This is a genomic window from Glaciimonas sp. Gout2, assembly GCF_035018905.1.
Classification (GTDB): domain Bacteria; phylum Pseudomonadota; class Gammaproteobacteria; order Burkholderiales; family Burkholderiaceae_D; genus Glaciimonas.
The window spans coordinates 73,414-97,004 of the sequence record NZ_JASJXA010000003.1; the positions used below are offsets into that span (position 1 = coordinate 73,414).

The 23,591-nt window shown below is 48.3% G+C and carries 20 protein-coding genes; 11 read left to right on the forward strand and 9 right to left on the reverse strand.

From position 1 onward, the window contains the following. Positions 1 to 52 precede the first annotated feature (52 nt). Genes QN379_RS04015 through QN379_RS04025 form a run of 3 tightly spaced genes read right to left on the reverse strand, consistent with a single transcriptional unit; the run spans position 53 to position 2,256 of the window. On the reverse strand, positions 53 to 748 hold the full coding sequence (locus QN379_RS04015) for a histidine phosphatase family protein (protein WP_323506075.1): 696 nt from the start codon (positions 746 to 748) through the stop codon (positions 53 to 55). A 49-nt stretch (positions 749 to 797) separates the two neighbouring features. Continuing rightward, on the reverse strand, positions 798 to 1,199 hold the full coding sequence (locus QN379_RS04020) for a DUF6285 domain-containing protein (RefSeq protein WP_322236308.1): 402 nt from the start codon (positions 1,197 to 1,199) through the stop codon (positions 798 to 800). Further along, a complete protein-coding gene (locus QN379_RS04025; RefSeq protein ID WP_323506076.1) occupies positions 1,192 to 2,256 on the reverse strand; it encodes a phosphotransferase family protein in 1,065 nt (354 codons plus the stop codon). Before QN379_RS04025 ends, QN379_RS04020 begins: the two co-directional genes overlap by 8 nt. A 400-nt stretch (positions 2,257 to 2,656) precedes the next feature. On the opposite strand from QN379_RS04025, the gene prpR reads away from it, so the two are divergent. The 9 genes from prpR to QN379_RS04070 all read left to right on the forward strand — a co-directional run bounded on the left by prpR (position 2,657) and on the right by QN379_RS04070 (position 15,588). Then, entirely contained in the window at positions 2,657 to 4,804 is a 2,148-nt protein-coding gene (gene prpR / locus QN379_RS04030; RefSeq protein WP_323506077.1) for a propionate catabolism operon regulatory protein PrpR, read from the forward strand. A gap of 400 nt (positions 4,805 to 5,204) precedes the next feature. Further along, a complete protein-coding gene (locus QN379_RS04035) occupies positions 5,205 to 6,974 on the forward strand; it encodes a CHASE domain-containing protein (RefSeq protein WP_323506078.1) in 1,770 nt (589 codons plus the stop codon). After that, complete coding sequence (locus QN379_RS04040) at positions 6,964 to 7,605, forward strand: response regulator transcription factor (protein ID WP_323506079.1); 642 nt, start codon at positions 6,964 to 6,966, stop codon at positions 7,603 to 7,605. The genes QN379_RS04035 and QN379_RS04040 overlap by 11 nt, the downstream gene beginning before the upstream one ends. 22 nt (positions 7,606 to 7,627) lie before the next feature. Then, complete coding sequence (locus QN379_RS04045) at positions 7,628 to 8,356, forward strand: phasin family protein (RefSeq protein ID WP_323506080.1); 729 nt, start codon at positions 7,628 to 7,630, stop codon at positions 8,354 to 8,356. 117 nt (positions 8,357 to 8,473) lie between these two features. Next, positions 8,474 to 9,214: an acetoacetyl-CoA reductase gene (gene phbB, locus QN379_RS04050; RefSeq protein WP_322236318.1), complete on the forward strand. Its 741-nt coding sequence runs from the start codon at positions 8,474 to 8,476 to the stop codon at positions 9,212 to 9,214. Between the two features lies 1 nt (position 9,215). Then, on the forward strand, positions 9,216 to 9,698 hold the full coding sequence (locus QN379_RS04055; protein WP_323506081.1) for a hypothetical protein: 483 nt from the start codon (positions 9,216 to 9,218) through the stop codon (positions 9,696 to 9,698). 290 nt (positions 9,699 to 9,988) lie between these two features. Then, positions 9,989 to 12,496: an EAL domain-containing protein gene (locus QN379_RS04060; protein ID WP_323506082.1), complete on the forward strand. Its 2,508-nt coding sequence runs from the start codon at positions 9,989 to 9,991 to the stop codon at positions 12,494 to 12,496. 12 nt (positions 12,497 to 12,508) lie between these two features. Beyond that, the gene (locus tag QN379_RS04065; RefSeq protein WP_322236326.1) at positions 12,509 to 13,381 is read left to right on the forward strand and encodes a phosphate ABC transporter substrate-binding protein; all 873 of its coding nucleotides are present in this window, start codon (positions 12,509 to 12,511) and stop codon (positions 13,379 to 13,381) included. 65 nt (positions 13,382 to 13,446) lie between these two features. Next, positions 13,447 to 15,588 (forward strand): diguanylate cyclase domain-containing protein, encoded by a 2,142-nt coding sequence (locus QN379_RS04070; protein ID WP_323506083.1) that lies wholly within the window; start codon positions 13,447 to 13,449, stop codon positions 15,586 to 15,588. 135 nt (positions 15,589 to 15,723) lie between these two features. Here the strand turns inward: QN379_RS04070 and QN379_RS04075 are convergent, their stop codons facing one another. Beyond that, positions 15,724 to 16,398: a DUF2076 domain-containing protein gene (locus tag QN379_RS04075; RefSeq protein WP_323506084.1), complete on the reverse strand. Its 675-nt coding sequence runs from the start codon at positions 16,396 to 16,398 to the stop codon at positions 15,724 to 15,726. 376 nt (positions 16,399 to 16,774) lie between these two features. On the opposite strand from QN379_RS04075, the gene QN379_RS04080 reads away from it, so the two are divergent. Continuing rightward, a complete protein-coding gene (locus QN379_RS04080) occupies positions 16,775 to 17,764 on the forward strand; it encodes an MDR family oxidoreductase (RefSeq protein ID WP_323506085.1) in 990 nt (329 codons plus the stop codon). Between the two features lie 216 nt (positions 17,765 to 17,980). On the opposite strand, the gene ahpF is transcribed toward QN379_RS04080, so the two are convergent. The 5 genes from ahpF to QN379_RS04105 all read right to left on the reverse strand — a co-directional run bounded on the left by ahpF (position 17,981) and on the right by QN379_RS04105 (position 22,520). Beyond that, positions 17,981 to 19,579, reverse strand: coding sequence for an alkyl hydroperoxide reductase subunit F (gene ahpF, locus QN379_RS04085; protein ID WP_322236334.1), 1,599 nt, complete (start codon positions 19,577 to 19,579; stop codon positions 17,981 to 17,983). An 89-nt stretch (positions 19,580 to 19,668) separates the two neighbouring features. Then, positions 19,669 to 20,232, reverse strand: a complete 564-nt coding sequence (gene ahpC / locus QN379_RS04090) for an alkyl hydroperoxide reductase subunit C (protein ID WP_322236336.1) — start codon at positions 20,230 to 20,232, stop codon at positions 19,669 to 19,671. A 270-nt stretch (positions 20,233 to 20,502) separates the two neighbouring features. Next, positions 20,503 to 20,979 (reverse strand): nuclear transport factor 2 family protein, encoded by a 477-nt coding sequence (locus QN379_RS04095; RefSeq protein WP_322236338.1) that lies wholly within the window; start codon positions 20,977 to 20,979, stop codon positions 20,503 to 20,505. A gap of 66 nt (positions 20,980 to 21,045) precedes the next feature. Beyond that, positions 21,046 to 21,732, reverse strand: coding sequence for a glutathione S-transferase family protein (locus QN379_RS04100; protein ID WP_322236340.1), 687 nt, complete (start codon positions 21,730 to 21,732; stop codon positions 21,046 to 21,048). 164 nt (positions 21,733 to 21,896) lie between these two features. Further along, the gene (locus QN379_RS04105) at positions 21,897 to 22,520 is read right to left on the reverse strand and encodes a flavin reductase family protein (RefSeq protein WP_322236342.1); all 624 of its coding nucleotides are present in this window, start codon (positions 22,518 to 22,520) and stop codon (positions 21,897 to 21,899) included. A 378-nt stretch (positions 22,521 to 22,898) separates the two neighbouring features. On the opposite strand from QN379_RS04105, the gene QN379_RS04110 reads away from it, so the two are divergent. Beyond that, a complete protein-coding gene (locus tag QN379_RS04110) occupies positions 22,899 to 23,588 on the forward strand; it encodes a haloacid dehalogenase type II (protein WP_323506086.1) in 690 nt (229 codons plus the stop codon). Positions 23,589 to 23,591 lie beyond the last annotated feature (3 nt).

Sequence of the window (23,591 nt, forward strand, 5' to 3'; positions counted from 1 at the left end):
TTGTGTCAATACCTGCTCAATGCGCCTGAATGTAAGCGCAGTTGGGATCGCCTTAGTGGGCTTGCGTATAGGCCTGGTATATTTTTTCCATGACTGTGAGATTGCTATCGGATTTTGATAAATCATATGGCGTCAGATTAACGGTCCTGACCAGACGACGTATTACCTGATCACCAAGCATATCGATATCGATAATATTGACGCAGGCGGTATCTTGCTCCAACGCAGACAATCCGCTCAGACCGCAGCCGATGGCCCACCCAAGAAGAACGCGATTGACGCCATCGTGACTGGCAATGAGCAAACTGTTCCAATCCGGCTCGGCCAGAAAAAGGAGAAATTGCTCCACAACGCGGCGCTCAAATGCGATCCATGCTTCGCCGCCGATAAACTGCCCATTTGTGCGGTTTGCCAGTTCGTAGGCATAGCCCATTTCCGCCGACTGTTCTGATGTTGGAATGTCTGATAACCGGCCCGCCCTGATCTCGCGTAATGATGCTGTTTCCTGGATGTCGAGGCCGCGCCCTGCGACTAATAGATCCAGCGTTTGCCGCGCGCGCGGGTAGTCTGAACAAACTGCGCGATCCAATGGTAACGGCTGCAACATTTCGGCCAGTTTTTCAACTTGCTGCACGCCTAGTGTGGATAGCGCTACTGTGCGTGGATCAAGCGGTTTTCCATCATCGCTAAAATAGCGCACGTCACCATGACGTACCAGATAACAGCGACGCCGGCGAATTGCGTGCACTGACGTCTCCGACGACGGTGTTAATGTATTTGATATCTCCATAGACAGTTTATCCACGGTGAATTGCTCGCGGATTGGAGATCGCCAGCTTGGCCAGGGTAATCTCTGTCAGCGCTGTTATTAACGCGTCTTGTTTAGTATCGGTGGTATCAAACTCTCCAGCGCGGATAGCGAGACACAATGTACGCTGGTCTTTTGCGATTTTCTCTGCAATAGTGGATGGAGAGATGCTGCTATCGGTCTGCGTGCTGCCGACTAGCTGACTTAATATGTCCAACTCCAGATGGTTGGTGCTGGCACCTAGCGCTAGCTCACGACTGGCAATGCGCATTGCATTGGCAATCATTCTGACTTCGTAGTGCAGTCCTTCCGGCAGGTTCGGCAAAATATTTTGCAGCAACGCGTCGCGTGCGGTTGTCAACAGTTCGCGTGCATCTACTTGCTTATTCATCGTGTGCCCCTTTTGTCAGAGCCAGGATTTCACGTTCCAGGTCTGGCAGCATGCGACCGGTCAGAGCGAGTTCTAAAGATGTCTGTTGACCGGATAAATGACGGTCTGCTTGTTGTAGCGCAATAATGGCCCATCGTAAATGCGCCATGACTTGCCAATACGTCAGATCGCGGCGTGTTACGACCATGTCGGATACCGTGGCATATCCGCGTAAAAAGTCATCAATGTCACCGACACCGCCGGCTTCACGTTGCGGGGCGATAAAACGCCAGCACCTGGCGGTAAACCAGCCGATGTCTTCCCGTGGATCACCCCAGCCTGTGAATTCCCAATCGAGTAAGCCGCTCAATGCGCCGTCGTGAATCATGTAGTTTCCGGTGCGGTAATCCCGATGAAGCAAACAAATAGGGGCAACTGACGGACTGTTGAGTTCGCACCAGCGCAAGCCCCATTCCAACACCGGTGCAGATGCATTAAGTGCATCCAGATAACTTCGGTAGGCGGCAATGGTGGCGAGTGCCGGATTGAGGGCTGGCGGTGGTAAAAATGCGAGATCGTCATTCGGTGGTTTGATCGTATGCAAGCGTGCCATGTTGGCGCCGAGTTGTTCGACCAATGCAGGGCGATCAGGGACGAGAGCGTCATTGCCGGTGATGCGGTGTCCGCCCGCCACGCCCGGCACACATTCCATGAGGAAGAAATCGCGTCCGATGATGCTCCGATCCTGACAGCACCACAAAACCTTCGGAGCCTTCACGCCCGCCTGGTATGCCACACGCAATACGGCAAACTCTTGCGCCCGACTGAGACTGACAGGAACGCTGGACAGTGCGTCTGTGCGTAATACCCAACGCTGACAACCTTCGTAGGCACCACCGCTGACATGGGCAACGAGAAGCCAGTTCTCTTGTATTGCTCCACCTGAAAGTCGTTCGAGTTGCGTGATACGTACTTCCCTCGCGGCAGTCATCGCGCAAAGGTAATTTGTTAGTTGATCCTGTGATTCTGTTATTTCGCCTGAAGAAACGAGGGCTGCCTTATTGTTACTAGTTGTCATGTTTTACGTGCTCGCTTGTTCAAATAGTCGATGTCTGCGACATCAGAGTTTCATGAAGGCTAATACGCGAATAATGCAAAGGGCGTGCCAGATTAATTGGGAAGTAAAATGATTGCATAAGGGAAATTATCCACGTAAAGAAAGATAGGATTTCCTCTGAGGAAGCACGTTCTTATTTTTTCTACAATACACCTATTCGCTGTGAATGTAAGGCGTCTTTTAAGTGTGAGTTTCAAACTATTGATTAACATATAGTGATTTTTTGTATCGCCTGAATATGTGTCATATTTGAAAAATAATGTTTCAAATTTGCGATACACTGAAATGCTAGAATCAATTAGCGTGAATTGATTAAAAGGCTATTTAGTCAAATGCCATGTCAGCAACTATGCGAAATACTATGTTTAACTCTTCTGTCGCCGCCATCTCCCCCGCTTCAGCCATCACTTCCTCTTATCGTCCGCAAGTCGTGGTGCTGATCAGTCACTTGCGACGCCCTGATTTTCCTAGTCGGCTGGCACAAGTGGTACAAGAGGTCATGCCTGCTTATGAAGCCAATGCCCGTATTCAAGTTGTCGATACGGCCCTTTCGGATGCTTTGCAGATTGCGCGTGAACTTGAGAAGAACAACGCTGTAGATGTTTTTGTGTGTGCCAGTGCGACTGCAGCCTATCTGCGAAAACGTCTCTCCAGCGCCGTAATCTCGATGCGCGTGGGCGGACCGGATTTATTGCGCACACTGGACCAGGCCCGTATTGTCTCGCCAAAAGTGGCGATTCTCAGCTATCGAAGGATTAATGCGGATCTCGACAAAATGGGGCCGCTGTTCACTGTACAAATTCGGCAAGAAAGTTACACCACATTGGAAGAGGCGAGGCGCATTGTTCAACGCCTGGCGGTAGATGGCTATAAGGTGCTGATCGGTTCTTCGTCGACTACGGATCTGGCAAAAGAAGCGGGTATCGAAGGTATCTTGTCGTTGACAACAGATGCCGTGCGAAAAGCGCTGGACGACGCATTGGCGATATGTCGTAGTCAGAGAATTGAGGTGGTTAAAAGTCAGCGACTTAACGCCGTTCTACAACATTTGACTGACGGCGTCATCGCGGTTGATAGCAAAGGCGATGTACAGTCGATTAACCCGTCAATGTTACGGCTTCTCGATGTGAGTCTGGAATGGGCGCAAGGACGACCGATTAGTTCCGTTGCTCCGGGATTGGATGTAACCGACGTTCTACGCACAGGAATTAGCGAAGAGAATCGGGTAATTTTGATCAGTCATAAGTCAGGCGTCAGGCCAGAGAATAAGCTCGGTGAAAAGCCAAATGAAAAGATCGGTACTTTCGGAGACGACAAAGTAAGCAATAAATCGGGCAATACGCTTAGTAATCGTACGGTGATCGCTAACATCATGCCGATTCATGAGGACGGAATACTGACTGGAGCGGTGCTGACCTGTCAGGAGATGACGGCAGTGCAGCGCGCAGACCGACGTATTCGTTCTGCTACACGACCTAGCCAGTTTACGGCCAAATACCAGTTGGATCAGATAAATGGGCATTGCCCTGAAATTCGTGAAGTAGTGCGTCTCTCTCAGCGCTATGCCAGTACCGATTCAACCATTCTGGTGACGGGAGAAAGTGGAACCGGAAAGGAACTCCTCGCGCAAGGTATTCATAATGCGAGCCGCCGTCATCGTGGTCCATTTGTCCCGATCAACTGTGCGGGCTTTCCTGAGACGTTAATTGAAAGCGAATTGTTTGGTTATGAAGAGGGCGCTTTTACTGGCTCACGCAAAGGTGGGAAGCCTGGTTTGTTTGAAGCAGCGCATACCGGCACGGTATTTTTGGATGAAATAGGCGATATGCCGGTTTTTTTACAAACGCGGCTACTCCGCGTTTTGCAAGAACGTGAAGTGTTACGTCTGGGGGCCACAGAGCCGATCCCGATTGATATTCGGATTGTGGCGGCTACGCATTGTGATCTTCGTCAGCGGATACGCGAGGGGCGATTCCGTGAAGATCTATTTTATCGATTGAATATTTTACGTCTGGAGGTACCCTCCTTGCGTGAGAGAAAAGCCGATATTCCAGTTATTGCACGTAGCGTATTGCAGCATATGATTGCGCGTTCGGATAAGCCGATACAGATTGATTTGTTGCTTGAAGCACTCACACCTTATCTGCAAGAATATCACTGGCCAGGCAATATTCGGGAGCTTGAGAATATTATTGAACGTGCGGCATTATCGGTCGGTGATTTGGCCCAAGGTCGCGGTATTGACCAACACTGGCTGCGTAGTCTGGTCCCGGAGTTTTTTGAAAAGTCAGCCAGGATAGATTTTACAGATGGTATAGAGGGGATATCAACAGTAGGATCTGTCCCCGCAGTGTCTGATTTGCGCTCTCTAAGCAAAGCCGCAGAAATTTCGCATATCAAACAGGTACTCGACGATTGCGATGGCAATCTGGAAAGTGCAGCTCGCCAATTAGGCGTAAGTCGATCAACCTTGTGGCGGCGCTTGCGTTCCGGTCGGATAGTGGAATAGAAATAGGGTTTTTCAATTGCGTCCAACGTGTCATTTTTGTTTTGAGATTATCGCGCGCGATTGTGTTCGGTTGATTGTCTAAAATTGTGACCGGAAAAACACACAAAAATGCGCTGCGGGAACGCGCAAAAAATTATAGTGCGCGAAAGATATGTCCGGCAAATTGCACTCGGGAATATTATCCGATCGAGTTGTCGGGTAGATGTGAAGGCATTGAATAACTTTATTTCCCAGGTGATATTTTCATGGCGGATGTTGTATAATATTTAATTAATACATAATGTTTTATATCGTTTATGATCGGATTTTATGACCTTCTAAATGGTATGAAATGCTTCGCCGTCGCCTTCCTGTTTCCCTAAAGTTATCGGCGACTTGCATTTTGATGTTCGGATTACTTGTGTCCGTTGCGTTGTTTTTCTGGGTCTGTCATCAAGAGCAGCACAGCGAACAGATTAATTTTGAACGGCGTGCGCAGTTCCGGGCGGCAATGGTGAAACAGGGCATGCGGGATGCCGTGGAAGCGCTACGCGTGGTCAATCAGTTATTTGCGACAGACGGCAATGTCACTCGGGAGCAATTCCATTCTTTCACGCAGCCGCTGCAAGAACGCTATCCCTATATTGAAGCATTTGGCTTTCATCGATTGGTTTCTGCAGCGCAGAGATCTGCCTTTGAGGCGCGTATTCGTGCGCACTCTCCCGGTTTTACCATCGATGACATGGTCAACGGAAAGCGTGTAGTTGCAGGCGTAAAGAAAATTTATCGGGTGGTTGAATATATTGAACCGATGAAAGGTAATGAAGAAGTTTTTATTGTAGATGCCTCTTCTTTACCCTATCAAAATGAAGCGATTCAACGTGCCGAAGATACCGGTCTGCCTTCGGCAACCGGGTTGTTTCGATTCTTCAGGGTGACGGGTGAGCAGCGCGGTTTCCACATTATGATGGCGGTGTACCGGGATGGTGCGGCCCATGATAGTGTTGCTTCACGGCGACTCGCTGTCGTTGGCTATACCGTGGCGATGTTAAGGGCCGGCGATCTGTTTGAGAAAATATTTGCACCTTCGGATGGCTTTGCGAATGCTGGTCTGGATGTTCGTGTGTACGCTTCAGCGGCGGCGGATGAAAGCAAGCGTGTATATGGTGCATCAACTAGCATGGACGGTCAGCTTGACGGTAGGTGGTCGGAATGGATGCTTGGCGCTTCACCGCAACCTCTTGGCTATAGCATTGATATCGCAGGTACGACATGGCACATGATCGTTTCTGCACTTCCTAATCCGTTCATGGCAAGCCATGCCAGCGCAGTGTATGTCCTGATAATGGGGCTCATGGCCACGCTCGCCGCTACTGCTTACTTACAGTCGAACGCATTGGCCGCTCAGGGCGTAAAAAAATTAGTGACTCAGCGTACCGCCGAACTTAAACAGGTAAACCATCTGTTGATTGCAGATATCAAAGCGCGGAAACGGGCCGAAGAGGCGCTCCAGATTTCTCGCGCAAAGCTGCGCAAAATGGTTGATCACCAAGAGAGTATCAAAGAAGAGGAGCGCAAACGGATTGCGCGAGAAATACACGATGACCTGGGCGGCGTATTAACCGGCATTAAAGCAAACGTCTCGGTGTCTATCGAACGGGCTATCCGCGCAGGATACGCTGCAGACCCATTACTCCTTGAAGCAGCCGATCAGGCAGATACGGCCATCGAAACTGTTCGCCGCGTGATTTCTGACTTGCGACCAAGCGTACTCGATCAGCTTGGCGTATGGGCGGCGTTGGAGTGGTACGCGGAGCAAATTCAAGAGCGGACCGGACTCCTTTGCATCTGCAGTATTAGCGAAAGCGTTGGCAAGATTGATCTTGATCCCGAGCGTAGCACGATGTTGTTTCGGGTAGTGCAGGAAGCGCTCACGAACGTGGTGCGACATGCTGGCGCAACTCAGGTATTGATCGTAATATTGCACGAAAAAAACACCATCATTGCAGATATTAGAGATAACGGTAAAGGCATTGATGCGCAGCAATTACTCAATGGCGAGGCTTGGGGTATCTTGGGTATGCATGAGCGTACGCGGCATTTCGGAGGAGAGTTAAAAGTCAGTGGCGTGTCAGGTGTTGGTACGGCGGTGCTGTTGCGCCTGCCATTGGAACAGGATTATGTTGAATAAAAAAATACAAGTATTACTTGTGGACGATCATGCTGTCGTAAGAAACGGGGTGCGACTGATGCTGAGTGTGGCACAGGATATCTTGGTAATGGGCGAGGCAGAAACAGCCGAGCAAGCAGCAAGGCTGGTGAGAAAACAGGAGTTCGATGTTGCGTTGGTAGATATCGCACTCGCGGGACAAAGTGGTCTGGATCTGTTGAAGCGTCTGCGTGTCGAAAAGCCGACATTGGCTGTGTTGATTCTTTCGATGTATTCCGAAGAAGTGTATGCGGTCAGGGCGCTTAAGTTAGGTGCGGCCGGTTATCTGACCAAGAGCAATTCAGCTACAACGATGATTGAAGCAGTACGAAAAGCCGCCACAGGGGGGAAATATCTCAGTCCAGCCTTGGTAGAACGGTTAGCAAACATGATTGGGAATGACCGCGTGATCCCGCATGAGGCACTTTCTGATCGCGAACTGGAGGTGCTAAAACTGCTTGCACTGGGTGAAAGCTTGGTTAACATCGCCAAAAAACTACATCTAAGTCCGAAAACCGTCACGACTCACCGAACCCACATTTTGGAAAAAATGGGTATGAGTAGTAATACTGCTTTGGTGCGCTACGCCTTGGAAAATGGCCTCCTGATTTGATGGCACGCGCAAGGCGTGTCAGTTGGTTTCCGTCAGCAATAAGTCTGGTTATAGCAAAATATTCTCATTCCATATGGAACATTGTTTCTGTGTGGTATCAGGCAATCCCTTATACATAAAACTGTATTCCCCGATGGTAACTATCCCCTTGATTGGGGATACTTGTTGTGGAATCGCGATTCTATGCACCTTCTTTGCAGTTGCGGTGGTTTATCATTTTTATTGCTGTAAGGCTATTTATGGGGAGATATATATGTCGATTTCCAACGAATCGTACGGCACCATGGTTGCCGATTTTATTAATTCACAGCGCGCATTATCGAGGACACTTGGAGAAGCCTCTAGCGGCTGCTCTGAGGAATTAATGCGCGTTAGTATGGTTGCTGTTAAAACCGGGCTCGCAGAGAGCATAGTTTTTACCCGTCAATTAATGACCGCGGTCAATGCTAGTGATCGGTTTGAATTGATCTCCGCTCGGATGCAAGCGCGGATAGAAAGTTCTCTTTCTCTCACGCAACGGATTAGCGACATTTGCTTCAATGCACGATCACAGATGAGCGATGCAGTTCAGCGACAGATAGAAGTCGTAAAACCCAATGTTGATGGCATAGAAAATAATGTTGTGATCGCGGCGATTGATGGTCTGGAAATTCCTGCCGAAGTTACGGAGCCAGTAGTAATCAACGCGCAACAAGAGCCTGACAATTTAATTAGGTTAGAGAAAAATAAATTGCAGATCGACAAGATTTGACTGAAATTTATGTAGTTGATTTACCCTAAATAACCAAAATCGTTACGACGAACCGTCGGCGTCCTTCACCGGCGAACCGCTCATGAGTAGCGACAAAAATAAGATGGAGACGTACAGATGAAACGTATTGCGTTAGTGACTGGTGGTATGGGTGGCTTGGGTGAAGCGGTGTGCATAAAGTTGGCTGCCTTGGGTTATCAGGTAGTGACGACTTATTCACCTGGTAATAAAACAGTGGATCAATGGTTGACGGCAATGCGTAAGATGGATTTTGAATTTCGTGCTTACCCGTGTGACGTCGCGGATTACGAGTCCGCCAGAGAGTGTATCAAAATGATTCAGACCGAAATTGGCGCCGTTGATGTGCTGGTTAACAACGCCGGTATAACGAGAGATATGACATTCAAGAAAATGGATAAAACCAACTGGGATGCAGTGATGAGTACCAATTTGGACTCAGTGTTCAACATGACCAAACCGGTCTGCGATGGCATGGTCGAGCGTGGTTGGGGGCGTATTGTGAATATTTCGTCGGTCAACGGTCAAAAAGGCGCATTCGGTCAAACCAATTATGCCGCGGCAAAAGCGGGTATGCATGGCTTCACCAAGGCTTTAGCGCTGGAAGTAGCGCGAAAAGGCGTAACTGTTAACACGATTTCGCCAGGGTATATCGGCACCAAGATGGTCATGGCGATTGATAAAGAGGTATTAGAGGCCAAAATCATTCCGCAAATTCCAATGGGGCGCTTGGGAAAGCCAGAAGAGATAGCAGGGTTGGTCGCATACCTTGCATCGGATGAGGCGGCATTTTTGACAGGCGCGAATATTGCGATCAACGGTGGACAACATATGTCCTGAAGTGGACTGGATTCGTCGAAGTAAGGAGTTACTTATCGTTGATGTAGAAGCAGTCGAGCGCGCTGACCAGCGCATTCGCAGAGAATTTATTTTTAAAAATTTGTGCAACGTCTGGGGCGTCTCGGAAAAAGCGAATAAGGACAATATGGAACGCCAACAAAAAAGTAATCCGGAGATGCGGGAAATTGGACATCTTCAACCGGCCTTATTCGCAGAGCTTACAGCGCTTCGCTCCTGTGACGACAGTGAATTTGAGGACGGTTTCAGCACGTTTATTGTGAACCTTAAAGAGGATTTTTTTATTAAAGAAAAATTAATGGAGTCCAAGAATGTTCGTCAAGTCAAAGCCTATAAAAAAACGCATGCGGAGTTATTGATGCTGCTGCAACATGCGGAAGCACGTGCGATGTTAAAAGACCTCAATCTTGGTCGAAAAATTGTAGATATGCTTCCGCATTGGTACCTTCGCCATTGTTTTGTTTGATGGCATAAGCGTAATTCTTTCATTCGTGTGTCCGGTCATGAATGAGAAAGACGACTTTTAAGCGTTTTTTAACCAGACATTGGTTTTACTTTCATCCGAATTTTCAGGATGGATGTCGTTGTACTGATTAATCGGGGACGCATTAGACGGTCTTCATACGCTTATTTGAATTTTCTGTGGGATCAAAGGCGATCCTGCTCAAGATTGTTCATTCAAAATATCGCCTGTCCTACCCTCGTGCGTGCGCGTCCAATGTCAGATCATGCTTAAACATTAATTGAGGCTCAGCAATGCCGATTTTCTGGAATGGCTACTTGATAGCTCTCTCTTTATTGGTTCCTATGTTCGGCGTATTTGCAGCGCTTTCCCATGTTGAAAATATGCGCGAAAGTAACGGCAGAGTGGCATTTTTATTGATGTGCTGTGGCGCCGGTACGTTGGGAGTAGCTATATGGTCGATGCATTTTATTGGAATGTTAGCATTCAATATGCCAATTCGTATGGCATACGATATTTCGCTCATCGCCTTGTCAATCGTACCTGCCATAGCGGGCACACTTGCCGCGTTTTTGTTAGTTCAAAATCAAAAGTTAACGTTGGATCGGATTTTAATCGGTGGAACTGTAATGGGCCTTGGCATCGCTGCGATGCACTACACCGGTATGGCGGCATTGAAAATGCAGCCCGCCATTAGCTATGATCCATTGTTGTTCTCCCTGTCGATTTTTATCGCGATTGCTGCGTCTATTGGAGCTCTTCTGATCGTTTTCAGTGGGGAAAAAAAAGAACCGATGGCACTTAAACAGCAAATGATGGGTGCTATGGTGATGGGGTTTGCTGTTGCTGCCATGCATTACACGGCGATGGCTGGAGCGAGCTTTTCTGCCCAGAGTTTTTGTATGGCTAAGGGTTTCGGTATTGACACCACTTCACTTGCTTTGATTGTGACGGCTCTGGTGCTGATTTTGTTCATGGGAAGTTTTATTATTAGCACTTTCAGGCGCAGCGCCGTGCTGGAAAAACTGCGTATGGCCCATTCGCGGTTAATGTTGCACAGTCATGAGCTCTCGGAGGTAGAAGATAAACTGTCTGGAATTTTAGAGTCCATTCCGATGGTGCTCTGGTCTGTCTCTACCACGCACGAGCTACTTTATATAAACCAGGCTGCCGATGTTATTTATGGTCGTGCGGTGGCCGATTTTAAAGCTGATCCAGCGTTGTGGAGAAGTATTGTTCATCCGGATGACCGGTTGCGCGTGATGCAATGGCTGGTGCAAGTGTTAGCCGCTAAGCCTCTAACGCTCAAATATCGGATCGTACGTCCAGACGGTGAAATTCGCTGGTTAGAGGACCGCGCGAGGACAGTACGTGATGCGGAAGGACACCCGTTGCGTCTGGATGGCGTTGCGACAGATATTTCTGAACGCAAGGCGAGTGACGAACGGATTGAATATCTGGCGAATTACGACGCTTTAACGAACCTCCCTAACCGCAATTTGTTGATGAACAGATTGCATCAGGGATTAATCCGGGCACGCCGATCACATGGAAAACTGGGAATTTTATTTCTGAACATTGATCGGTTTAAAAATATCAATGACTCCTTCGGACACCCTTTCGGCGACAGCTTGCTCAAGGAGTTCGCGCACCGTTTGAAATTAACATTACGAGAGGGCGATACAGTCGCCCGTCTAGGAGGTGACGAGTTTGTGATCATCCTGAGCGATATACGCGAATCTGGGAATGCAGCGCATTTAGCGATGCGGGTTTTAAAAACATTCTCACAATCAGTCTTTTCGGGCGGTCGCGAACTGCATGTTACGACCAGTATCGGCGTCAGTGTTTATCCTGAAGATGGCGACGAAGCGGATTTGTTGCTGAAGCATGCGGACGTCGCGATGCTCCGTGCAAAAAAGGAGCAGGGCGGTAATTGTTTTCAGTGCTATACGCTGGAAATGGGGTGTAAAGCTCTGGAAAAAGCAAAGCTCGAACATGCCTTACATCAGGCACTCGATAATAAAGAGTTCGTTTTGCATTATCAACCGCAGATAGATTTACAAAGCGGCCACATCGTCAGCATTGAAGCATTGATACGCTGGAATCATCCAGAAATGGGTGCGATTCCCCCAGGACGCTTTATTCAGTTGGCCGAAGAAACCGGGTTGATCATTCCGATTGGCGAATGGGTGTTAAAAACAGCGTGCGCTCAATTGAGTGCATGGCGCGATGAAGGGTTCCAGTTGAATGTTGCCGTCAACGTATCGGGGCGGCAGCTTGAGCAAAAAAATATGCCTTTAATGGTGCAGTCCATATTGGCTAGTAGCGGGCTGGATCCGTCATGTCTTGAGCTCGAGTTGACAGAAAGTATGTTGATGAATGATTCCGAAGGTACGATTTTAATATTGAATCAGTTGAAAGAAATCGGCATCAAGATGTCAATTGATGATTTTGGAACCGGTTTCTCTAGTCTGAGTTACCTCACGCGGTTTCCTGTCGACATTATTAAAATTGATCAATCATTCATTGCAAATTTAGATAAAAAACCGGAAGCCGGATCCATTATTCTGACTGTCATTGCACTCGCAAAATCGCTTGCACTTCGTACCGTCGCCGAAGGGGTTGAGACGGTTGAACAATTGGATTTTTTACATGCGAACGCGTGTGATGCAATCCAAGGTTATTATTTTAGTCGACCATTACCCAGTAGCGAAGTCCTCGCATTATTGCGTTCAGGGAAACGCCTAAGCCTCGACAGCGTTGCGCTATCCGGTCCAGCCCTCCAATTGATTCGATGTTAGTAATCCACTTCCATGACCCGACTTTTTATCCCCACCCTGTTGATGATTTTTTTTATTACCGTATTTCTCACCGCATGCAATCGGCAAAATGCAACGGACGATAGCGGTGCTAACGGTACTGCGCCAGCCGGTTCAGTCCTGAAAGGACATTTGCTGATAACTGGATCAAGTACGACAGCACCGTTGATGGCACAAATTGTCAAACGTTATCAGTTGCTGCATCCAAACGTTAACATTAGGATCGAAATGGGTGGTGCCGAGCGTGGTATTACCGATACGCGGAATGGTATCGCGGACATAGGAATGGTATCGCGACTGGTGACAGATGAAGATGTCTACTTGAAGGGTTTTCCGGTAGCACGCGATGGTGCCGGATTGATTATCCATAAAAGTAATCCGGTAACGTCGCTGACTTCATCCCAGATTGCGGATATTTTTAGAGGGCGTATCAAAAACTGGAAAAAGGTTGGGGGGGTAGATGCTCCGATCATGGTCATAAACCGAGAGGAAGGGCGTGGTACCGTGGTACTGTTTATGCATCATTTTAAGATGAACTATAGCGAGATGAAGGCAGAACAAGTCTTGGGTGAAAATGCCGATGTCATTGATGCAGTTGCAGCAAGCTCGAATGCAATTTCGTTGATGTCAGTTATCGTAGCCGAAGATCAAATACGGGGAAGTGTTCCGATCAAGATTCTATCGGTTGATGGGATTGCAGCAACCCAAGCGAATATTTTCAGCGGTGATTATCCGCTGACGCGGCCGCTGATGCTCGTAACACGCGGTCTTCCACAAGGTTTAGCCAAAAAATTAATTGAGTATTCTCTTTCCCCTCAGGTGGCCGATATCATTGATAAAATGGGCTTTGTGCCCTACCAGGAATGATGGCGCTTTTGCGGCTTATAGTAGCGCTACTTCGGAAATTTTGGACGTTTTGCACAGTACCTTCCATGAGTTTAAGCGGCTCTCTAGCGGCTGGTTTTGGTGTGGTTCTGGGACTTTTTGCGATTGTTCTTGCGTTTGCTATTTCGGCAGAGCGTACGACGGTTGGAGATTTCAACAAACTTTTGGCCATCGATATCAAAACTGCTGGTTTGAGTCAAAAGAGCGTCGTATCGATGATGAACGCGCGGCGTTACGAAAAAGCATTTTTAATGACATATCATGAGTTCGGCTTTGAGGAAGCTAAGTCGCGTTACGTGATGCTGATGCAAGCCAATCTGGCTGATGCTCGGCAGTCGCTTGAGGATATTCGCCATTTAGTAACCGCTCCACGTTCGCTAGAACAACTTAGGTTGGCAGTGGACGGTATCGATAATTACGAAAAATCTTTTGTCACTGTCGTAAATCTGCACGGGCGATTAGGGTATATCGATACCGGTCTAGAGGGTGAATTCAGGGATATGGGCCGGCAGATGGAGGCGCTGCTAAATCGAGACAAGGAACCCTTACTTATAATCGACATTTTGGCGATACGTCGACATGAAAAGGATTATTTGTGGCGTGGTCGCAGTATTGACAATCAAGTTGTTCAATTGGCGCTAACCAAATTTAGAAAAGATGTTTCTTTGGCAGTAAAGGGTGATCGCGAGAAAAAATTATTTGAGTTAGCGGACCTTTACGAAATACATTTTTCAAATTACGTAGAAACAAATCTGCAAATCGAGCGTGAAAAACGTCGCTATCTGGCTGCAGCCCAGACTATCGAACCCTATTTGGAAAACTTGTTAGCTGACGCTTTGACTAAAAGCAACGTGACCCAAAATATGATTCTCAGAAAGGCAATGCGGACCGAGAGATTGATCGAGGCAGTTGGTGTGATTGCTATCTTTCTTGGCATCTTGATGGCATGGAAGGTGTCGCAACGGATCACGACGGCGATCGGCCTAATGATAATCTTCGCCAAGCGTATCACCGCCGGTGATCTGCGTACTCGTACTTACACTGGTAAAGATGAGTTCGGCGTACTTGGCCGCTCATTAAATCACATGGCAAATGCGCTGCAAGAGGCGATACAGGCACGGGAAGATCGTGCAGCGGAACTAGAAAGTATTAACGCGACATTGAAAAATGAAATTATTGGTCGAAAACAAGCAGAACTGGAGATAAGAGAAGCTAATGCAGCGCTGGAGCAGCGCGTCTTAGACCGTACCGCAGAGTTGGTAAAAAGCGAAAAACGTTTCCGCCAGTTGGTGGACTTGTCATCAGATTGGCATTGGGAGCAAGATGATAGTTTTTGTTTTGTCGTTATTTCGAATGCATTGACGACGCTTTGTGGCCAACATATTCAGCAATACGTTGGACGTCCACGGTGGGATATGCCGACTAACTTGACTCCAGACCAATGGGCAGCCCATCGGCTAATATTGAATGCTCATCAAACGTTTTCCGATTTTGAATTCCAAATTTTATTTGATCCTGCCAATCCTCAATGGTTAAGCGTCTCGGGTGAACCGCAGTTCGATGTTCATGGCACGTTTACCGGTTATCACGGAATGGGAAAGGATATTACAGAACGTAGGAAAATCGAAGAAAGCATCAAACATCTTTCACTCCATGACGTGTTGACCGGGCTACCTAATCGGACCTTGCTGCATGATCGTCTGGCGCAAGCATTGACCTATGCGGCACGTTATACACACGCTGTCTGGGTCTTGTTTATCGACCTTGATGACTTTAAGTGCGTCAATGACACATTTGGACACAAAGCTGGTGACAAGGTGTTGAATTTGGTTGCAAAACGGCTTCAATCGGCTGTCCGTGAAAGCGATACCGTAGCGCGTTTGGGAGGAGATGAATTTGTTTTGGTGTTGGCAGAACACACGCATGGTGAGGAAATTTCGAGTGCGATAGAGCGTATTATGAAAAAATTGAGTCCGCCATTAATCATTGATGAGAAAGAGATTACTCTGGGATGCAGTATCGGTATTTCTTCGTATCCCCGCGATGCGACCGATGCTGATGCGCTAGTCGATTGTGCGGACGTGGCAATGTACCGTGCCAAGCAACGCGGTCGTAATAACATTCAGTTTTATGAATACAAAGCGAAAGAGAGGCTAAGAACTAAAAACGATTTTCGTTACGTCTCTTAGGCCCACAAAATTATATAGTTGAGAGGACGATGTGGAAGAATCGCACTTTTTTGATTCTTCTTACGGCCCTCATTCCCTTTAGATCTCTTGAATTGGTCTGTATCTTGCCGTCAAACCTGGACTCAGAGACACGACTTAAATGACAGATGAATCATCGTTGCCAGTATCGTTATCATTGGAAGCAATGTCATCTGCGCTACTGTCCGAATTATCCGAGCTTGAATCGTCGCCGTAATAATTATTGACGGTGGTATTTTCTACAGTTCCAGCTGATGGGACCATGCCATTTTGATTCATTAGTCCTGAACCGCTGTTCGGGTGCATTAGATGTTCGATTCCCTGAAATAAAAATGCACCGCCCGCGACGCCAGCTGCAGTAGCAGCAACGGTCCCAAGTATATTGCCAGCACCACCGCCAAAAAATCCCGGTGATGCGGCTGGCGCGGCACTTTGCATAGTCGATGCTGGCTGATATACCGGCGCTGGCGCAGCCATCATAGGGGCCGCCGGGCGGGTCGTCGGCGCAGGCGCTGAATTACCCCAGGCATTTGCATCGAAGAAATTGCCTGCTGGCGCAGCCTGCAGCGCTTGCGATTGTATTTGGCGCTGTAATGTGGCGATTTGCGTTTTTGCGGTATTTAATGCTTGCTCCATCAATAGCGTGCGCTGGACGAGAAGGTAGGCCGCGTCCGGTTGTTGTGCTACAGCATTATTGATCACCGCATCGGCTTGCGGATCTTTCGCAATGCCGCGTACCTGAATAAGCTGATTTAAAAAGTCCTGCAGCGACTGGGTTTCTTGTGGTGACATGTTTGTTGCTCCTTTGGCAGCGAAGGGAAGTAGTTTCGACCAATATTATGCGCTTTATTTGCAACCGGGAGTCGGTGGGGGCTGCTTTGATTCTGGCTAGCTATGGTGAAAATATCCTCCGTGTACCAGCCAAAAAACGTGACCATTGAAACTGCCGTTGTTAAGTACTCAATTAGAGGCGAAAACACTTTGACGAACACGCAATGGATCCACATAATTCAGAGGTAACGTTACGAACAGAGTCTTTGTTAAATCTGATGACTCCTATGGAAAAGGAAAGTTGATTCTTTTTTGAACTACTTATTTATCCTATTTTGACCATACAAAAAATGACAATGTGATGTTCTTTCATCGCACAAATACCGGAGACCGCAGCATGTTTAATGCAATATTGCTTCACAAGAATGATGATGGGTCAACTAGCGCCAAATTGACTCAGATTAGCGATGAACAATTACCAGCAGATGGGGATGTAACGGTCCGTATTGATTATTCCACCGTTAATTACAAAGACGGCCTGGCGATTACCGGTAAAGCGCCGGTAGTGCGCAACTGGCCAATGGTGCCGGGCATTGATGGCGCGGGAGAAGTGATTGCATCTTCCCACCCGGATTGGAAAGTGGGGGACGCATTTATCCTCAACGGTTGGGGTGTTGGAGAAACGCATATGGGTTGCCTCGGGCAACGTGCCAAACTGAAAGGCGATTGGCTGATTAAACGACCCGCAGGCATGTCGGCACGGACGGCGATGGCGATCGGCACAGCAGGTTACACGGCGATGTTGAGCGCAATTGCGTTGCAAGAGCAAGGTGTCGATAAGGACGACGGTGAGATTTTGGTCACCGGCGCTTCGGGCGGCGTCGGAAGTATTGCTATTGCCATTTTGTCGGGTTGGGGTTATCGGGTAGTTGCGTCAACCGGTAAGTTGGACGAGTCCGATTATCTGAAATCTTTGGGGGCGACGGAGATCATTGATCGTGCAACCTTATCAGCCGCGGGAAAACCATTGCAAAGAGAGCGCTGGGCGGGAGTCATCGATTCAGTTGGCTCGCATACGCTGATGAATGCCGTCGCGCAAACTTGTTACGGTGGAACGGTCACGGCATGCGGTTTAGCGCAAGGGCTAGATTTTCCAGCGTCGGTTGCTCCGTTCATTTTACGCGGTGTCAAATTGATCGGGATCGATAGTGTGATGGCACCGTTGAATAAGCGCATCGCTGCGTGGCAATGTCTGGCCGATGAGTTGGACCTGGATAAACTGGCCACGATCACGCAGGAGATTTCACTGGCTGAGGCGCTGGTTAAGGCACCTGAAATTCTGGCAGGAAAAGTACGGGGTCGTCTGGTGGTGAACGTTAATGCCTGAGATGGTCAGCGACTGCTTACCTTTTTAAGCTAGATATAATCAGCAAGGTCATAGATAGCTATGTAAAAGATAGCAAGACGTCAAAATGCCGGGCGTGCCCGGCATTCTGGTAGGAATTGCGTTGAGTTAAATCGTAGTAAACGATCTTTAACCACATAATCTGCTACCTATAAGAAGCACAATGTCCCAGGATTATTTACATCCTCAGTAACAGTGTTACGCGGTAACTGCTACTTGCTCCGCAGGGGCAACTACTTCTTCGTCATCAAACGAATTCCGGATCAGGTGATCGAATGCACTCAACGATGCTTTAGCACCTTCGCCCACGGCAATCACGATCTGCTTGAATGGGACCGTTGTGACGTCACCCGCTGCAAACACACCAGGAATAGAAGTTTGACCTTTTGCGTCTATTTCGATCTCACCATGACGCGATAAAGCAACCGTACCTTTTAACCATTCAGTGTTTGGCACCAAGCCGATTTGGACGAATACGCCTTCCAGTTCAACCTTTTTGCTGTTGCCTGACACGCGATCGGTGTAGCTTAAGCCATTAACTTTTTTGCCATCGCCATGGATTTCTGTGGTTTGTGCTGAAGTATGAATCGTTACGTTGCCAAGACTTTTCAGTTTCCGTTGCAGGACCGCGTCAGCGCGCAATTCTGCACCGAATTCGATCAGGGTGACGTGGCCGACGATACCAGCCAGATCAATTGCTGCCTCGACACCAGAATTGCCGCCGCCGATAACCGCCACGCGTTTGCCCTTGAATAACGGACCATCACAATGCGGGCAATAGGCAACGCCGTGGTTACGGTATTGCTGTTCGCCAGGAACATTGATCTCTCTCCAGCGTGCACCGGTGGCGAGAATAACGGTTTTGCTTTTCAAGATGGCGCCGCTTGCAGTTTTGATTTCGATCAGCTTGCCAGGAACCATACTTGTGGCCCGTTGCAAGTTCATGATGTCGACTTCGTACGACTTAACGTGCTGCTCCAGCGCGACCGCAAAATGCGGACCATCGGTTTCTTTCACCGAGACAAAATTTTCAATCGCCAACGTATCGAGAACCTGACCACCAAAACGCTCCGCCAGGACACCTGTGCGGATGCCTTTACGTGCTGCATAAATTGCGGCAGCCGCGCCAGCAGGTCCGCCGCCGACGATCAATACGTCAAACACTTCTTTACTGCTAAGTTGTTCGGCCTTACGTGTACTTGCACCACTATCCAGTTTTGCGAGGATTTCTTCGACGCCGGAACGACCTTGGCCGAACACTTCACCGTTCATATACATAGTCGGTACAGCCATGATCTGGCGACTCTCGACTTCTTTTTGAAACAGTGCGCCGTCGATCGTGACAGTGCGAATACGCGGGTTGATGATCGACATGACGTTGAGCGCCTGAACAACTTCAGGGCAGCTTTGGCATGACAAAGAAATATAGGTTTCAAACTGATAGTCGCCGTCCAGATTGCGGATTTGTTCAATCACAGCATCGTCCAGCTTGACTGGATGGCCACCAACTTGTAGCAGCGCTAAAACCAGCGAGGTAAATTCATGGCCCAACGGAATACCGGCAAAACGTACGCTGATATCTGTTCCAGGGCGGTTAATACTAAACGACGGCTTGCGCTCTTCGTCGTCAGTGCGTTCAACCAACGTAATGCGGTCGCTCAACAGGAGGATTTCCTGGAGCATGGCCTGCAATTCGCGGGATTTGTCGCTATCATCGAGAGACGCGATGATCTCAATCGGCTGCACGACCTTTTCCAAATAGGTTTTCAACTGGGTTTTGAGATTTGCATCTAACATGATGTTGCTTTCTATTTAAATAATTTTTGAAGCCGGTCTGGACAATTCCCGACCGGCGTCGGTGTTGCTAGTAGACCCTGAGTGGGATCTTAGATCTTGCCAACCAAATCAAGCGATGGTGTCAATGTTGCAGCGCCTTCAGTCCATTTCGCAGGGCAAACTTCGCCTGGATGTGATGCGACGTATTGTGCTGCTTTTACTTTACGCATCAATTCTGAAGCGTCGCGGCCAATACCGTTGTCATGCACTTCCATGACCTTGATCTGACCTTCTGGATTGATCACAAAAGTACCGCGCAGTGCCATGCCTTCTTCTTCGATCAACACTTCGAAGTTGCGTGACAACACAGCAGTTGGGTCACCGATCAGTGCGTATTGCACTTTTTTGATGGCTTCTGATGTGTCGTGCCATGCTTTGTGAGCAAAATGGCTATCAGTTGATACGCCGTAGACTTCAACGCCCAATTTTTGGAATTCAGCATAGTTATCGGCCAGATCTTCTAATTCTGTCGGGCAAACAAAAGTGAAATCTGCTGGGTAAAACATAACGATAGACCACTTGCCTTTGAAGGATTCTTCAGTCAAGTCAATGAACTTGCCGTTCTGGTAAGCGGTTGCTTTGAATGGTTTTACTTGGGTATTGATGAGAGACATTGTGTTTTCCTGTAAGGGGTTGTGAATCATTAAGACTGAAGTGTAAAGAATCCAGATCCATATGTAAAATTAATTATTAAATTATATTTAATAAATTTTAGCTATCGATCGATGGGATTAAAGATCGTATGATGCGATCTTCGAGCGCTTTTTCGAAATCCCATACGCCCTATGAAAAAAGCCGTTTTCCTCATGAGGGATACGGCCTTTTTGTAGAATGTTGCGCTGATGTTGCTATTACTATTGCTAATTAATAATTAATTAATTTTGTTAAAGACCCAGTTCACTGAGACTCGGGTGATCGTCTGGACGACGTCCCAATGGCCAGTGAAACTGACGATCAGTCTCTTTGATAGGGAGATCGTTGATACTGGCATGACGTACAGCCATCAGACCATGGGCATCGAATTCCCAGTTTTCATTGCCATAAGAACGAAACCAATTGCCCGCATCGTCGTGCCATTCATACGCAAAACGTACTGCAATACGGTTGTCCGCACACGCCCATAGTTCTTTGATCAGACGATAGTCCAGCTCCCGATTCCACTTGCGTGTGAGCAGCGCAGCAATCTCTTTTCTGCCAGTAATAAATTCCGCCCGATTACGCCATTTGCTTTCTTCGGTGTAGGCCATTGAGACCCGCTCGGGGTCGCGTGAGTTCCATCCGTCTTCGGCTGCGCGTACTTTTTGGCGTGCAGTCTCGGGCGTAAACGGAGGTAGCGGCGGCCTGGACGTGTTCTCTGTCATACAAAACTCCAATATAAGAAGCCAAGCGAATTGGTCGAACTAACAGTGTTGAGAACAGGATACCAATCAAGCGTTAAGGCGAGCATTTTGCGGAAACATTTGTTTGCGCGCATCGTCATCCATCTCTGCCTTAAAGGTGAACTTTGTTTTTAATGCCTCTGCGCGCTGCGCTGCCGGTCTGGCGTTGATTTCGTCTAAGTGGCGCTTCAAGTTCGGGAGCTGATCCCATGCATCTGGTCCAAGGATGAATGGAACGGCGCGAGCCCAACCCCAGACCGCCATATCGACTAGTGTATAGGTGTCGCCTAGCATATAGCGGTGCTTTGCCAGTTGCGCCTCAAGGATGGCGTAATGGCGTTCCGCTTCAAAGATGTAACGATTGACCGCGTATTCCTTCGGCTCAGGCGCGAAATGTTTAAAGTGGACTGCCTGACCAGAATACGGACCGATCCCGCTGGCGACAAACATCAACCATGACAACATCTGACCGCGCGCAGCCGGTGTATCTGCAGGCAGAAATTGACCCGATTTTTCAGCCAGGTATAGCAGGATTGCGTTGCTGTCAAACACCGTCGCATCGCCATCAACAATTGCAGGTGTCTTTGCATTTGGGTTGATTTTAAGGAATGCCGGCAAGTGTTGTTCGCCTTTGCGGGTATCGATGGGAATCGCTTCATAGGGAAGGCCGGACTCCTCGAGAAAAAGCGCCACCTTGAGTGGATTTGGTGAAGGATGGAAATATAACTGAATCATGATGATGTCCTTTTCTGGTTAATGTTGAGAACTTGCTCAATGGGAAATATGTGCTGCCGAATCCGTGTCTGCTGATAATACACGCATCCCCGAAACGCTTCAGCGCACCTTCTGATAGCCAAATTCTTACCGTCAATTTTGGGATGCGGGTATTAACAATGCTTCTAACGACCCGGGCGATACATGCGGAACAAGCTTTGAGGTAAGGTTTGAAAGTAGTCGCCAGGCCCACCGCCGCGCAGAATTGGTTCAGCGGCGGCGGTATCGTAGACGCCGTCGACCAGTAGTGCCGTATTAATGTGCACGCCAACGACTTCGCCTAACACGAGCCAACTCTCTACCGCCGCTCCTGACACGCCGCGTAACTGGATAACTTGGGTCAATTTACATTCGAACGAGACCGGGCTTTCGCCTACGCGTGGAGGGCCAACTATGTTTGAGCGGACCGGCGTAAGTCCGGCTAGCTCAAATTCGCTGACGGTGGGAGCGACTGGCGCCGAGCATTGGTTCATGGCTTCTGCTAATGGCATGGTGGCTAAATTCCAGACGAATTCGCCAGTGGCTTCGATGTTGTTAAGCGTGTCTTTGCGTCCGATACTGGAAAATCCAACGATGGGTGGCGTGTAATTGAATGCATTGAAAAAACTATACGGTGCCAGATTAAGTTTCCCGTCGGCATCCTGCGATGAAATCCAGCCGATGGGGCGTGGGCCGACAATGGCATTGAAAGGATCATGTGGCAGACGATGGCCCTGCGATGGCTGGTAGAAGTGGATTGAATCTGTCATGGTCTATGGCTTCTTGTTACAGTCTAGGTCTGGTGTGTTGCTGAAATGTGGTCACCCGTGCACAACCATTTTTATATGCTTTAGGAAGATAACGTTAATATGCAGAATGGATTGTAGTGGATGGGGTTATTAGAATAGCGCGAACGTAAGCGTACCAGTAATATCGAAACGGCGAGTGTCATGCCAAGTTAACGGTTTTCATGCATAGTATTAGCGCGTGAAGAAAAACACTATGACCGATCTGATTCGCGGGGTAATCATGGAGAGTACTTCGTGGAGATCACTAAAAGCGGTCTGTGAGGTTCCGCAAGCTTGGTTATAAATCGCAAGATTGCTTTATGCACCCTTTATTTTCCCAATATTTTTAAGGATTAAGCTATGCCAGATACCAAACTCGCTAATATTCGAGCGTGTGTTTTCGATGCCTATGGAACCTTGTTTGACGTCAACAGTGCAGCCGAACAGGTGCAAGACATGCTGGGAGATAAATGGCGTCCGCTGGCCGACATGTGGCGCACCAAGCAGCTTCAATATACGTGGCTGCGCAGCCTGACCGGACGACACGCGGATTTTTGGGATGTTACCGGTGATGCGCTCGACTTTGCACTAGAGAGTTTAAAGGTAACCGATGCGGGTTTGCGTCAGCGGTTACTCGATCTTTATTTGCAACTCCGCCCTTATCCTGAAGTCGAGAGTACGTTAGTTGCCTTGAAAGCTAGCGGCTTACGATGTGGGATTCTTTCAAATGGTTCGGCAGGTATGTTGTCGAGCGCGGTCAACAATGCCGGTATTGGTCATTTACTTGACGCTGTGCTGTCAGTGGATGAAGCAGGGATATTTAAGCCGCATCCGTCTGTGTATCAAATGGCGGTCGACCAATTCGGCTTAATGCCGAGTGAGATATGTTTTGTGTCTTCCAACGGCTGGGATGCTTATTCTGCCAAAGCATTTGGCTTTCGCGTCATCTGGTGTAATCGTTTTGCGCAACCTGCGGAGAGAATTCCCGATACGCCTGACGGTGAAATTATCAATTTGTCAGAGTTGCTGGGGATCGTTGGCGCCCGGTGACCT